This is a genomic window from Microbacterium sp. NPDC089320 (assembly GCF_040684875.1).
Lineage (GTDB): Bacteria > Actinomycetota > Actinomycetes > Actinomycetales > Microbacteriaceae > Microbacterium.
The window spans coordinates 409,841-422,375 of the sequence record NZ_JBFBGY010000001.1; the positions used below are offsets into that span (position 1 = coordinate 409,841).

Genomic DNA, 12,535 nt, shown 5'->3' on the forward strand with positions numbered 1-12,535 from the left:
GGACGACTACTTTCCCGCGCCCTCACCGAGGTTGTCCGAAACGACCTCGAGCGCGTGTGCACGCGCCTGCACGGCGTCCGCTCCCCGCTCTGCGGTGACGGCGGCGGCGAACACCTCGGCGAACACCAGGTAGGCCACCCGCGAGGTGTGCTCGAGTTCATCGCGGAAGCTCACCCCGGTCGGGGCGATCACGAGCGACAGCGTGGCGACCTCGGTCAGCGCTGATGAGGCGAACGACGTGAGCGCGATGACCGACGCGCCCCCGCGGGCGGCGGCGGTGGCGACGCGCAGACTCGCCTCGTTCGCCCCCGACCCGCTGACGATGAGGCAGACGTCGTCGGGGGTGAGATGGCGCGCGGCGATCTGCTGAGCGATCGCATCGGCGATGAACTCCGCAGCGCGTCCCGAGGCGGTCAGCCGCATCGCCAGGTCACTCGCGATGGGCGACGACAGACCGTTCGCGAGCACGAGCAGACGGCGGGCGGAGGCCGCGCGACGCACCGCCTCCGTCACGGTGTCGGCGTCGAGCAGACTGGCGAGCGCCGGAAGGGATGCTGCGACGCGGTCGATCTCTCCTCGCATTCGCCCGAGTACGCCAGAGCCGTGATCCGTCGGCGCATCCGTCGGCCCGCTGCCCAGTTCTGCGGCGAGGGCGACGCGGAGCTGCGGATACCCGCGATAGCCGAAGCTCTGGCACGCGCGCACGACGGTAGCCCGGCCGACGCCTGCTCGGTGGGCCAGTTCCTGCGCGGTCCATTCGACGACGGCATCCGCCGACTCGACGATCAGCTCGGCGACACGGCGTTCGGCCGGCTGCAGCGTGTTGAGCACAGCGACGATGCGCGCTGTGGGCGGGGCGCTAGACGAGAACACGTGTGCGGGCTCCCTCCATGATCCGGCGACGGATCGCCCCGGAGACGGCATCGATCAGCATCGTGACAGCGACGACCACGATGAGCAGGACACCCACCGTCGACCACTCACGGTACTGGGTATAGGAGGTCAGCATGTCGCCGATTCCGCCCACGCCGATCAGGCCGAGCACGGCTGATGAGCGCACGTTGATCTCGAACCGGTACAACCAGAACGACCAGAAGGCCGGCTCCGCCTGCGGCCAGACACCCCAGCGGAGCACCTGAAGCGTTCCGCCTCCCGCTGCTCGGGCCGCCTCGATCGGTCCGCGCGGCACCGCTTCGACCGCTTCATACCCCCACTTCCCCAGCGTGCCGATGCCGTTGATCGCCAGCGCGAGCGCGCCCGTGAACGGGGTCAGTCCGGTGACCGAGAGGATGACGATCGCGATGATGATCTCGGGAACCGCTCGGATGAGCGAGAACAGACCCCGCAGCAGGGTCCGCAGCCAGGCCGGGCCGAAGCCGCGCGCGGCGATCAGGCTCAGCGGCGTCGCGAGAAGGATGCCGAGGATCGTACCGACCCATGCCATCTCGATGCTGCGCCAGGTCTGCCAGAGCGCCTCCGGCAGCTTCTCCCAGTTCGGGGACCCGAACATCAGGATCGTGTACCGGACGATCTCGGACGGCAGATCGGCGAGCCGCGCCCAGTTGATGTCGATCGACCAGAAGGCCAGCACGACGATGACGGTGACGAGGACCCAGCCCGCCGTGAGCCATGGCCGGCGCGGCTTGTCGGGGATCAGGGCAGCGGGGCGGATCGGAGCGAGCGTCGCGGTCATACGAGCCTCCGACGGATGGCGTCCGAGACGAGGTCGATCACGATGACGACGATGAGGATCTCCAGGATGATGAGCGAGAGCTGGTCGTAACGGTAGAACGTGCGCACGGCGTCGATGAGCAGCCCCATGCCGCCGGCTCCGACGAGGCCGAGCACCGTGGATGCGCGCACGTTCAGCTCGAAGACATAGAGGGTCTGGTTCGCGAAAGCCGGCCATGCGTCAGGAAGCGCCAGCGTGCGGTTGATCTTCGCCTGAGTGGCGCCGACGGCGCGGCCCGCCTCGAGCGGACCCCGGTCGTTGGTGTCGATCGCCTCGGAGACCAGCTTCACGATGATGCCGACGTTGAACAGCAGCAGCGCGAGGATGCCGGGAAGCGCGCCGACGCCGACCATCGCCACGAGGATCGCCGCGTACAGCAGATCGGGGACGCTGCGGATGACGTTGAGGATGCCGCGCACGACGATGCGCGCCGGGGCGCTCGGATTCGTCGCCCTGGCAGCCCAGAAGCTCAGCGGCAGCGAGATCGCGGCGCCGATCGCCGTGGCGATGACCGCCATCTGCAGCGTCTCGATGAGCGGCGGGACGGTTCGCGGAAAGAAGCTCCAGTCGGGCAGGAGGAGCTTGACGATCTTGTCGGCGCCGTTCTGCCAATTGCGGGCGATCGCCGACAGGTCCGCGCCGATCCCGATGCCGGGGAGGCACATGACCACGGTGACGGCGATCACGGCGACGACGATGGCCGGCGCTCTCCACGCTCCGCGCGGTCGGGCGGGGACTTCGAGAGGCGCTGATGTGCGGCCGGTCACTCGTCCAACCGATCGTCCGGCATCAGCGAGCGACCGTAGATGCTCTCGAAGTCGGCATCCGTGGCACTCGTCGCCGGTCCGTCGTACACGATCTCTCCCGCGCGCATGCCGATCATGCGCGCTCCGTACTCGCGAGCGAGGTCGAGCAGATGCAGGTTGACGAGAACGGTTATCCCCAGATCGCGGTTGATGCGGCGGAGGTCGTTCATCACCCCGTGCGCGGTGGGTGGATCGAGGCTGGCGACCGGCTCATCAGCCAGCACGATACGAGGCTCCTGCGCGAGAGCGCGGGCGATCGCGACGCGCTGCTGCTGACCGCCGGAGAGATCGGAGGCTCGCGAGTAGAGCTTGGGCAGGATCCCGACGCGGTCGAGCGCATGGTGTGCCAACTGCCGATCGGATTCCGGATAGGCGCCGAGCAGCGTGCGCCACAACGGCGTGTGGGCCAGGCGGCCGACGAGCACGTTCTGCAGGACGCTCGCGCGACCCGCGAGGTTGAAGCCCTGGAACACCATGCCGATGTCACCGCGGAGTCGTCGCAGTGTCCGAGGCGACGCGCCGCTGACACGATGCTCTCCCACGTCGAGCGTTCCCGCCGTCACCGGCACGAGGCCGTTGATCGTTCGGATCAGCGTCGACTTCCCCGAGCCCGAGAGGCCGACGACGGCGACCATCTCCCCCGCGTCGATCTCGAGGGAGACGCGGTTCAGGCCGATCGTCCCGTTCGGGTATCGCACCGTGACGTCATCGAGGCGGATGGACCACGGCGTGGACGCCGCAGCCGGGGCTGCGGCGTCCACGCGCTGGTGGAGCTGAGGAGACAACTTACTGGAGCCCCAGGGCCTGCGCCGCGCGGGCGACGACGTCGAGCGAGTCGGGGTCGGCCGGGGCGAGCTTGGTGATGGAGTAGATGCTCGTGAGGATCTCCGACCCCCGCTCAGTGTTCGAGAAGTCCTCGAGGGCCGTCGTGATGCGCTCCTGCAGCTCGGACGAGAGGTCGGCCGAGACGGCGACGCCGTCGTTGGGGATCTCCTCGGTCATCGCGAAGACGACGACCTTCTCGCCGACGTCGGGGGTGTCCTTCTGCACGATCGTGCGGGCGTCCCAGAAGCTGAATCCGACCTCGGCGTCGCCGTTGTAGACGGCCAGCACCGAGGCGTCATTCGCCGTCACCGGGATCTGCTCGATGTCGGCGTCCGTGTCCAGGCCCGCCTCCTGCAGCGCGAGCACCGGGTAGATGTAGCCTGCCGGCGAGCCGGGGCCCAGCAGCGCGACCTTCGCGCCCTTCACCTTCTCGATGCTGTCGAGTCCGGCGGGGCCCGTCATGGCGTCGGCGCCGTTGCAGAACAGCATGCCGTCGCGCTCGACCGGCTCGTCCTCGCAGTACTTGTCGGGATTGTTCGTCATGAACTGCGCGGGGTACGTGATGTTGCCGTTGCGCTCGGTCTGCAGCACGACCGAGGCGTCATACATGTCGTTCGCCTGCCAGAGCTGCAGCGAGGGGAGGAAGCCGATCTGCGCCTGCCCGGCGCCCATCGCCTCGACCGCTGCCTGATAGTCCTTCGAGACGACGCCGGTCACCTCGATGCCGAGCTCCTCGGTGAGGTAGTCGGTGAGCGGAGCAGCGGTGTCGACCAGGCCGTCCTGGTCCTGAGAGGGGACGAGAGCGAGGACGAGCGAATCGGGGTCGGCGGCCGGGGCCGACGACCCTTCGGGGGCGGTCGTGCTGCCTGAGCAGCCGGCGAGGGCGACCGTCAGGAGCGCGCCGACGGCGACGATGCCCGCTGCAGAACGGCGGAGGGGGGAGGTGCGCATGGTGATCCTTCGATGTGTGGTGTCAGTGAGGGTGGGAGGAGGTGGGCTCAGGAGCGCAGCCAGGCCTCGAGCTGAGGAATCAGCGTCGAGAAATCGGCGGCGCGGAAGGTGGGGGTCGCGTCAGGATCGGAGAAACCGCCGATCAGCGCGGTGGCGTGGCCGCGAGCGTGCGCGGGAGCGAGATCGTTGTGCCAGATGTCGCCGATGCTCAGCACCCTGACGTTCGCGGGCAGATCGGAGAGCACGCGCTCGAGCCCGGCGGGCTTGCGGGCGCTCGTGATGATCCGGTCGAAGAGTCCGGCGAGGCCGAGCACGTCGAGCGCGTCGGCGATGCGAGTGATCGGGGCGTTGGTGACGAGTACCCGTTCGGCGTCGGATGCCGCGGCAAGGAAGTCCGCCAGTCCCTCCGGCGCGACGACCGGGGCCGCGTCGGTCGCCAGCTGCTCGCGGCTCGCCCGGTAGGCGGAGCTGAGCAGAGCAGCGTCCGCTCCTCGCTCGAGAGCAGAGCGGCGCACGGAGTCGTACCCGTCGAGGGCGCCGTCGGCGGCGGCGAGCGCGACGCGGATGCCGTCGACGAAGCCCTCGGCATCGTCGAGCCCGGCGGCCACGTGAGTGGCATAAGCGAGGACGGGTCCGTCGCCGAGCGCGATGGTGCCGTCGAAGTCGAAGAGGAGGATGGAGTTCACGGAGTTCTTTCTGTGAGGACGCTTCGTCCATCATGCTCATTGATTGTGGACAGAACGACCACGGGGAGTGAACGCCGCGTGAACAATCCGTCCATCCGCATCACGTATGGTGAGCGCCGTGTCCGAACTCGACGAACTCACCGACGCCGCGGCGGTCGCGATGGGCGGCACCGCCGCCGACGCCCGCGCGGCGATCGACGCGCTCCCCTGGTTGGACGAGTCGATCGCGCAAGACCGTGAAGCCGGGCGCTTCCGCACCTGGGGGCGATCGACCATCGTCGACGAGAACACCGCCAGGCACCTCGTGCCCCGCGCGCTCTTCGACGAACTGCATGCGCGGGCAGGCCGTCATGCGGTGTGGCCGATCGGCGATGCGGGGCTGCTGCACTGCTACGGCTACCTGCTCTCGCTCGAGCCCACCCCGTACGGCCTGAAACGCGACCGCTGGATCCATGGAGCACTGGCTGAGGCATGCGGCCTGTCGTCGGATGCGTTCACACCGTGGCGCGGCGGGGAAACCCTGCTCGCGCGGGCGACCACAGCGGCATCCGCGCTCATGCGCTCTCCCGCGGCGACCGCGTCGCACCTGCTGGACGGCCGCGAGGCCCGCGTCTCGTTCAGCAGCGCCGAAGGCCCGGCAGCACTCGCCTACGCCGTCGCGTCGACCCCCGGTGCCGCTCCGCTGCTGGTGACGACCTTCCCGGTCGCCGATGCGTCGACGCAGCTCGCGGACTTCATCGCCGATCCTCGGCTGCGCTGGAACGCGGCGTGATTCCGGTCCGATGGATCAACGCGTCACCGGTGAGCGAGGAAGCGCAGTCGCTCCAGACGGCGCTTAATATTGCATTTCTTTGACGCTCGTCATAGTTTTGCAACGCTGGCCGGCCGGCCGCATCCGCTCGACGCACTGGCGCGTCACTGCGAAGGAGACGATGATGTCCACCACCCCAGCCGCGACGACCACGGAGGCGGCCTGGCCGGTCCCTCGGTCCGTCACCGGGATCGTCCTGTTCAGCTGCTGGATGGCGATCCTCGCCGATGGCTACGACATCGGGGTGATCGGCGCCGTGCTGCCGGCCCTCGCCGAGGACGCCGCCTGGTCGCTCTCCCCCGTCGAGCTCGGCGGGCTCGCATCCTGGGCGTTGGTCGGCATGCTGATCGGCGCGCTCTTCATCGGCACGCTGAGCGATCGCGTCGGCCGCAAGCGGATGCTGCTCGTGTCGATGTCGATCTTCACACTGATGCAGCTGGGTGCCGCTCTGGCCCCCACACCCGAGGTCTTCGGACTCTTCCGTTTCCTGGGCGGCCTGGGCATGGGCGGCATCATCCCCGTCGCCGCGGCGCTCACGATCGAGTTCTCTGCGCCTCGGAAGCGCTCGCTGAACTACGGGATCATGTACTCCGGCTACTCGCTGGGCATCGTGGTGTCGGCGATCGTCGCGATCGCCCTCCTCCCCCACCTCGGCTGGCGCTGGGTGATCGCCGTCGGCGCCTTCCCCCTGCTGCTGATTCCCGTGATCGCCACGGTGCTCCCCGAATCCCTCGAGTCGCTCGAGAACCGCGGTCAGCACGACCGGGCGGTCTCCCTCGCGCGCCGCCTGGGCATCGAGCCGTACATGCCGACCGATCGCCCCGCGTCCCCCACGAGCGAACGCCGCCCCTGGCACAGCATCCTGAATCAGCTCTTCTCCCGGCGATCCCTGCGCTCGACGGTGTTCCTGTGGATCTCGCTGTTCGCGGGCCTGCTCCTGGTCTACGGACTGAACTCCTGGCTGCCGTCGATCATGCGCGCCTCCGGCTACGATCTCGGCCCCGCCCTGACGTTCCTGCTCGTGTTCAGCCTCGCGTCGGCGGTCGGCGGTCTCGTGCTCGGTCATCTCGCAGACCGCTTCGGCTCGAAGCCGATCCTCATCATCTTCTACGCCCTGGGCGGCGCCGCCTGCCTGCTGATGATGTTCCCGAACGCGATGTACCTGAACCTCGTCTTCGTGGCCATGTCCGGCGTGGGGTCGATCTCGACGTCGTTGGTGCTCACGGCCTACATCACCGACTACTACCCCGCATCCGTGCGCGCGACTGCGGCGGGCTGGGCGCTGAGCTTCGCCCGGATCGGCGCCATCATGGGTCCGATCATGGGGGGATGGCTGGCCTCGCTCGCGATCGGCGTCGAGTGGAACTTCGTCGCCTTCGCGCTCGTCGCGATCATCGCCGCCGTCGCCGTGGCCCTGGTGCCCCGGAAGCCGGCGCCGCTCACCTGACCGAGCCGGCGTCACCTCACCGCGGCGCGTGCGCCTCGAGGAACTCGTAGACATCGGTCGTGTCGACCCCGGGGAAGGCGCCGGTCGGCAGCGTCGCCAGCAGGGTGCGAGGCGTCTTCACGTTCGGCCAGGAGTTCTCTCGCCACCGGCCTTCGAGCTCTGCCGGCGCCCGGCGGCAGCAGACCTCGACCGAGTGCTTCGAGACTCCACGATGCGGGGTGTCGCGACCGACGAACCACTTGGTGTCGTCGAAGCGCACGCCCACACTGACCGAGTGCAGCCCCTCGCTCGACGCCTCGACGCGGGCGGTGCACCAGTACGTGCCATTGCCCGTATCGGTGTACTGGTAGTAGGGGTTGAATCGGTCGTCCTCGTCGAACACCACGCGGCTGGTCCACCGGCGACAGCACATCTGCCCCTCGATCGATCCGAGCCGGTCGGTGGGGAAGTTCACGTCGTCGTTCTCGTACGCCTTCGTGATCGTCCCCGACTCGTGCACCTTGAGGAAGTGCACGGGGATGCCGAGGTGGCGCGTCGCAAGGTTCGTGAAGCGGTGGGCAGCGGTCTCGTACGAGACCGAATAGGCGTCGCGGAGGTCCTCGATCGAGATCGCCCGTCGCGACTTCGCGTCCTTCAGCGCCGGCACGACGTGGGCCTCCGGAACCAGCAGCGCCCCGGTGAGGTAGTTCGTCTCGACGCGCTGGCGCAGGAACTCGGCGTAGCTGCGCGGCTCGGAGTGGCCCAGGATGCGGCTCGACAGCGCCTGCAGCACAGCGGTGCGCGCGTCGCCCTTCGCCGGCACGCTGCTCGACAGGTACAGTCGCCCGTTCGCGAGATCGGCGACGCTCCGCGTGGTCTGCGGCAGGTCAGGCGCGTAGTGCAGAGTGAACCCGAGGTAGGCGGCGATCTCGGATGCCGTCCGCTGCGTGAGCGGACCGCCCGGGTGTCCGACCGCCGCGAGGATCTCGGCCGCCTTGGTCTCGAGGTCGGCGAAGTGGTTGTCCTGCCTGCGCATGAGGTGACGCAGTTCGACGTTCGCTCGTCGGGCCTCCTCCGGCGTGGCAGCGCGCTCGTCTCCCAGCCGCTCGATCTCGCCGTGCAAGGCGAGCAGCGCCTTGAGCGCGTCCGTGGGCATGCTCTTGGCGATACGGAACGGCTCGATCCCGAGGGCCCGGAACGTCTGCCCCTTCATCGCCCGCTCGAGCGCGATCTCGATCGCGCTGCGCTCGTCGAGCGGCTCGCCCTCGAGCAGCGCGTCGATCGTGACTCCGAGAGCGCGCGCGATCGACTGCAGCTGAGTGAGCTTGGGCTCGCGTTTGCCCGTTTCGATCATCGACATCTGGCTGGGCGCTCGATCGACCGCCGCAGCGAGGTCGTCGAGGGTCATTCCCCGTGCCGTGCGCAGCTGACGGATGCGGCGTCCGATGGTGAGGGCGTCGGCGTCTTCTTCGATCGCTGAGGTGCTCATGCGGCCGATTCTGTCACAGAAACAGAATTTCGGTCGATCTTCACTCGTCGAACGGTGTTCGAGCGGCAAGAAATTCACTCAGAGTGGACACACGCCACCCGGGCTTCATCGCTCGGGCATCCAACGGAGGAGACACCATGACGAACACCGCTCAGAACCCCACCCCTCGTCCCGCAGGTCTGCGCGCCGGCGACCAGGTTCAGACGGCCGCCGAGCTCCGGGAGATCTGGGAGACGGATCCCCGCTGGGACGGCGTCGAGCGCACATACACGGCGGAGGACGTCATCCGCGTCCGCGGCTCGGTTCGCGAAGACGCCACGCTCGCCCATCGCGGAGCCGAGAACCTCTGGAACCTCCTGCACACCGAGGACTACGTGCGGGCGCTCGGCGCGTACACCGGCGGCCAGGCCGTGCAGCAGGTGCGCGCCGGCCTCAAGGCGATCTACCTCTCGGGGTGGCAGGTCGCCGCCGACGGCAACCTCGCCGGTCAGACCTACCCCGACCAGTCGCTCTACCCCGCGAACTCGGTGCCGGCGGTCGTGCGGCGCATCAACAACGCGCTGATCCGCCAGGACCAGCTCGAGCACGCCGAGGGTGAGGTCACCCAGGACTGGCTCGCGCCGATCGTCGCCGACGCCGAGGCCGGCTTCGGCGGACCGCTCAACGCCTACGAGCTCGCACAGTCGCTGATCCAGGCCGGTGCCGCCGCCATCCACTGGGAAGACCAGCTCGCGAGCGAGAAGAAGTGCGGGCACCTGGGCGGCAAGGTGCTGGTGCCCACGCAGCAGCACATCCGCACCCTGAACGCGGCACGTCTCGCCGCCGACGTGGCCGGCGTCCCGACGGTCATCATCGCCCGCACGGATGCTCTCGCCGCCGACCTGCTCACGAGCGATGTCGACGAGCGCGACCAGCAGTTCACCACCGGCGAGCGCACGACCGAGGGCTTCTACCGGATCCGCCCCGGCATCGATTCGGTCATCAGCCGCGGCCTCGCGTTCGCGCCGTACGCGGATCTGCTCTGGGTCGAGACCGGTGAGCCCGACATCGAGCTGGCGCGCGAGTTCGCCGCCGCGATCCATGCGCAGTTCCCGGGCAAGCTGCTCGCCTACAACTGCTCCCCGAGCTTCAACTGGAAGCGCCACCTGTCGGATGCCGAGATCGCGACGTTCCAGCAGGAGCTTGCCGACCTGGGCTACAAGTTCCAGTTCATCACGCTCGCCGGCTTCCACGCCGTGAACCACTCGATGTTCGACCTCGCCCGCGGTTACGCCGAGCGCGCCATGAGCGCGTACGTCGAGCTGCAGGAGGCCGAGTTCGCCGCCGAGGCGAACGGCTACACCGCCACCAAGCACCAGCGCGAGGCGGGCACCGGCTACTTCGACGTCATCTCCACCGCGCTCAACCCCGACAGCGCCACCCTCGCCCTCGCCGGCTCCACTGAAGCCGCGCAGTTCCACTGATCCCCACGCCCCCTCCACACGGCGCTGGCGCGCCGCGCGGAGCCTCCGGGCGCGTGGCCCCTCTTCGTCGACAAGTTCGGCACGAATCAAAGGACCCAATGATCATGACCACTCCCACCGCACCCCCGACCATGCACCCGACCACCGCTCCGATCCAGACGGCGCAGCAGGGCCCCGCGATCACCGTCACCGGCCCTCTGCGCGAGCGATACGAGGAGATCCTCACACCCGCGGCGATCGCCTTCCTCACCGAGCTGCACCACAGATTCGCCTCACGCCGCCACGACCGGCTCGCCGACCGCATGCGTCGCCGGTTCGAGATCGGCAACGGTCATGATCCGCGCTTCCGCGACGACACCGCGCACATCCGTGCGGATGCCGACTGGCGGGTCGCGGGCGCCGGCCCGGGCCTCGAAGACCGTCGCGTCGAGATCACCGGACCGACGGACCCCAAGATGACGATCAACGCGCTCAACTCCGGCGCTCGCGTGTGGCTGGCCGACCAGGAGGACGCCACGAGCCCGACCTGGAAGAACGTCATCGAGGGGCAGCTCTCACTTCGCGACGCCATCCGCGGTGACCTGTCCTTCCGCTCCCCCGAGGGCAAGGAGTACCACGTCACCGCCGAGCGGACACCGACCATCGTGATGCGTCCGCGCGGCTGGCACCTGCCGGAGAAGCACCTGCAGTTCACCGACCGCGCAGGGCGCCGTACCGCGGCATCCGGCTCGCTCGTCGACTTCGGCCTGTACTTCTTCCACAATGCGCAGGAGCTCATCGCGAACGGACGCGGTCCGTACTTCTACATCGCGAAGATCGAATCGAGCGAAGAGGCGAAGCTGTGGGACGACGTGTTCTCCTTCAGCGAGGAGTACATCGGCATCCCGCACGGCACGGTCCGCGCGACCGTGCTGATCGAGACTCTGCCTGCGGCCTTCGAGATGGACGAGATCCTCTACGAACTGCGCGACCACTGTGCGGGGCTGAACGCCGGACGCTGGGACTACATCTTCTCGATCATCAAGAACTACCGCGGGCGTGGTGCACGCTTCGTCCTCCCCGACCGCAGCGAGGTCACGATGACGGTGCCGTTCATGCGGGCGTACACCGAACTGCTCGTGCAGACCTGCCACAAGCGCGGCGCCTACGCGATCGGCGGCATGAGCGCCTTCATCCCGAATCGACGCGACCCCGAGGTCACGACGCGCGCGATCGAGAAGGTCTCCGCCGACAAGAAGCGCGAGGCCGGCGACGGCTTCGACGGCACCTGGGTGGCGCATCCCGATCTGATCCCCACTGCGCTGGCCGAGTTCGACGCCGTGCTCGGCGACGACCCCAACCAGGTGGATCGCCGGCGTCCCGAGGTGATGGTGACTGCGTCGCAGCTGCTCGACCTGCACATCGGGCGTCCGATCACCGCTCAGGGCGTGCGCGACAACGTGTCCGTCGCGATCCGCTATCTCGAGGCGTGGCTGCGGGGTCTCGGTGCCGTGGCCATCGACAACCTGATGGAGGATGCCGCGACAGCGGAGATCAGCCGTTCGCAGGTGTGGCAGTGGATCCACCAGGACCGCTCCACCGAGGACGGCACGGCGATCACCGCCGACTACGTCGAAGGCCTGATCGCCGAGGTGCTCGACGAGGTCGACCGGCACGACGGCGACCGATTCGACGATGCCGCCTCGGTGTTCCGCGACGTGGCCCTGCAGGAGGAGTTCCCGGCCTTCCTGACGCTCGGCGCCTACAGCAGGTTCCTCGTCGAGGACGTCTGACCCGTTCACGGCGGAGCCCCCGGGATGCCATCCACCGGCATCCGGGGGGCTTCCTCGTGCGCGAGGGGGGATGACGCCGGAGCCCGCCGTCGTCCGCAGGCGTACCCTGAGGGCATGAACGACGTGTGGTCCGACATCTCGACCGAGTTCCTTCACCTGTACCCGCGAGGACGCCGACTGATCGCGGTCGCCGGAGCGGATGCCGAGCGCTCGCGTCGAGCCGCCGACGATCTCGCCTCCGCGCTGACGGCCGCAGACCAGCGCGTCGAACGCACGCACAGCACGGATGCCGACGAAGCAGCGCTGCGCGATGAGGTGATCGCGCCGTTCCGCACCGACTCCGATCCGGCGACGGTCCTGATCGTCTCGGGCCCGGCGGCGCTGCTCAGCCCGACGGCGAGGGGTCTGTGGAACTTCATCGTGTGGCAGCTCGCAGGCGACGAAGCCCCGCACTCGATCGCCGGCGCGATCGTCGATGTGACAGACCCGGCGGCACCGACGAGGCGCTTCGCGGACTACTGCGCTCTGCCGTCATCTTTCGGCGCGTAGACGAGGAAGGATTCGCGGGTGCCCC

General features: G+C 68.7%; 12 protein-coding genes. 5 read left to right on the forward strand and 7 right to left on the reverse strand.

Features of this window, described 5'->3' with window-relative positions; genetic code table 11:
* Positions 1-6: 6 nt before the first annotated feature.
* The 6 genes from AB0N61_RS02050 to AB0N61_RS02075 are packed head-to-tail and all read right to left on the reverse strand — an operon-like array spanning position 7 to position 5,000.
* Positions 7-873, reverse strand: coding sequence for a MurR/RpiR family transcriptional regulator (locus AB0N61_RS02050; RefSeq protein ID WP_363361361.1), 867 nt, complete (start codon positions 871-873; stop codon positions 7-9).
* Complete coding sequence (gene phnE, locus AB0N61_RS02055; protein WP_363361362.1) at positions 860-1,693, reverse strand: phosphonate ABC transporter, permease protein PhnE; 834 nt, start codon at positions 1,691-1,693, stop codon at positions 860-862. Before phnE (AB0N61_RS02055) ends, AB0N61_RS02050 begins: the two co-directional genes overlap by 14 nt.
* On the reverse strand, positions 1,690-2,499 hold the full coding sequence (phnE, locus tag AB0N61_RS02060; protein WP_363361364.1) for a phosphonate ABC transporter, permease protein PhnE: 810 nt from the start codon (positions 2,497-2,499) through the stop codon (positions 1,690-1,692). Before phnE (AB0N61_RS02060) ends, phnE (AB0N61_RS02055) begins: the two co-directional genes overlap by 4 nt.
* Entirely contained in the window at positions 2,496-3,299 is an 804-nt protein-coding gene (gene phnC, locus AB0N61_RS02065) for a phosphonate ABC transporter ATP-binding protein (protein ID WP_363361365.1), read from the reverse strand. The genes phnE (AB0N61_RS02060) and phnC overlap by 4 nt, the downstream gene beginning before the upstream one ends.
* A 25-nt stretch (positions 3,300-3,324) precedes the next feature.
* Positions 3,325-4,314 (reverse strand): phosphate/phosphite/phosphonate ABC transporter substrate-binding protein, encoded by a 990-nt coding sequence (gene phnD, locus AB0N61_RS02070; protein WP_363361367.1) that lies wholly within the window; start codon positions 4,312-4,314, stop codon positions 3,325-3,327.
* A gap of 47 nt (positions 4,315-4,361) precedes the next feature.
* The gene (locus AB0N61_RS02075) at positions 4,362-5,000 is read right to left on the reverse strand and encodes a hydrolase (protein WP_363361369.1); all 639 of its coding nucleotides are present in this window, start codon (positions 4,998-5,000) and stop codon (positions 4,362-4,364) included.
* A 118-nt stretch (positions 5,001-5,118) separates the two neighbouring features.
* Here AB0N61_RS02075 and AB0N61_RS02080 point away from each other — a divergent pair, with 118 nt between their 5' ends.
* Complete coding sequence (locus AB0N61_RS02080; protein WP_363361371.1) at positions 5,119-5,772, forward strand: amino acid deaminase; 654 nt, start codon at positions 5,119-5,121, stop codon at positions 5,770-5,772.
* 163 nt (positions 5,773-5,935) lie between these two features.
* The gene (locus AB0N61_RS02085; RefSeq protein ID WP_363361373.1) at positions 5,936-7,258 is read left to right on the forward strand and encodes an aromatic acid/H+ symport family MFS transporter; all 1,323 of its coding nucleotides are present in this window, start codon (positions 5,936-5,938) and stop codon (positions 7,256-7,258) included.
* Between the two features lie 16 nt (positions 7,259-7,274).
* Here AB0N61_RS02085 and AB0N61_RS02090 read toward each other — a convergent pair whose 3' ends face one another.
* Positions 7,275-8,726, reverse strand: a complete 1,452-nt coding sequence (locus AB0N61_RS02090) for a helix-turn-helix domain-containing protein (protein ID WP_363361374.1) — start codon at positions 8,724-8,726, stop codon at positions 7,275-7,277.
* 137 nt (positions 8,727-8,863) lie between these two features.
* On the opposite strand from AB0N61_RS02090, the gene aceA reads away from it, so the two are divergent.
* From aceA to AB0N61_RS02105, 3 genes are all read left to right on the forward strand, one after another.
* On the forward strand, positions 8,864-10,189 hold the full coding sequence (aceA, locus tag AB0N61_RS02095) for an isocitrate lyase (RefSeq protein ID WP_363361375.1): 1,326 nt from the start codon (positions 8,864-8,866) through the stop codon (positions 10,187-10,189).
* A gap of 131 nt (positions 10,190-10,320) precedes the next feature.
* Positions 10,321-11,961: a malate synthase A gene (aceB, locus tag AB0N61_RS02100; RefSeq protein ID WP_363362034.1), complete on the forward strand. Its 1,641-nt coding sequence runs from the start codon at positions 10,321-10,323 to the stop codon at positions 11,959-11,961.
* A 114-nt stretch (positions 11,962-12,075) separates the two neighbouring features.
* Positions 12,076-12,510: a hypothetical protein gene (locus tag AB0N61_RS02105; protein WP_363361376.1), complete on the forward strand. Its 435-nt coding sequence runs from the start codon at positions 12,076-12,078 to the stop codon at positions 12,508-12,510.
* The last annotated feature ends 25 nt before the right edge of the window (positions 12,511-12,535 follow it).

Excerpts from the sequence above, each read along its gene's own strand:
- phnD (WP_363361367.1), bottom strand. The coding sequence starts at position 4,314 with ATGCGCACCTCCCCCCTCCGCCGTTCTGCAGCGGGCATCGTCGCCGTC.
- AB0N61_RS02090 (WP_363361374.1), bottom strand. The coding sequence starts at position 8,726 with ATGAGCACCTCAGCGATCGAAGAAGACGCCGACGCCCTCACCATCGGA.
- AB0N61_RS02105 (WP_363361376.1), top strand. The coding sequence starts at position 12,076 with ATGAACGACGTGTGGTCCGACATCTCGACCGAGTTCCTTCACCTGTAC.
- aceB (WP_363362034.1), top strand. The coding sequence starts at position 10,321 with ATGCACCCGACCACCGCTCCGATCCAGACGGCGCAGCAGGGCCCCGCG.
- AB0N61_RS02085 (WP_363361373.1), top strand. The coding sequence starts at position 5,936 with ATGTCCACCACCCCAGCCGCGACGACCACGGAGGCGGCCTGGCCGGTC.
- phnE (WP_363361362.1), bottom strand. The coding sequence starts at position 1,693 with ATGACCGCGACGCTCGCTCCGATCCGCCCCGCTGCCCTGATCCCCGAC.
- aceA (WP_363361375.1), top strand. The coding sequence starts at position 8,864 with ATGACGAACACCGCTCAGAACCCCACCCCTCGTCCCGCAGGTCTGCGC.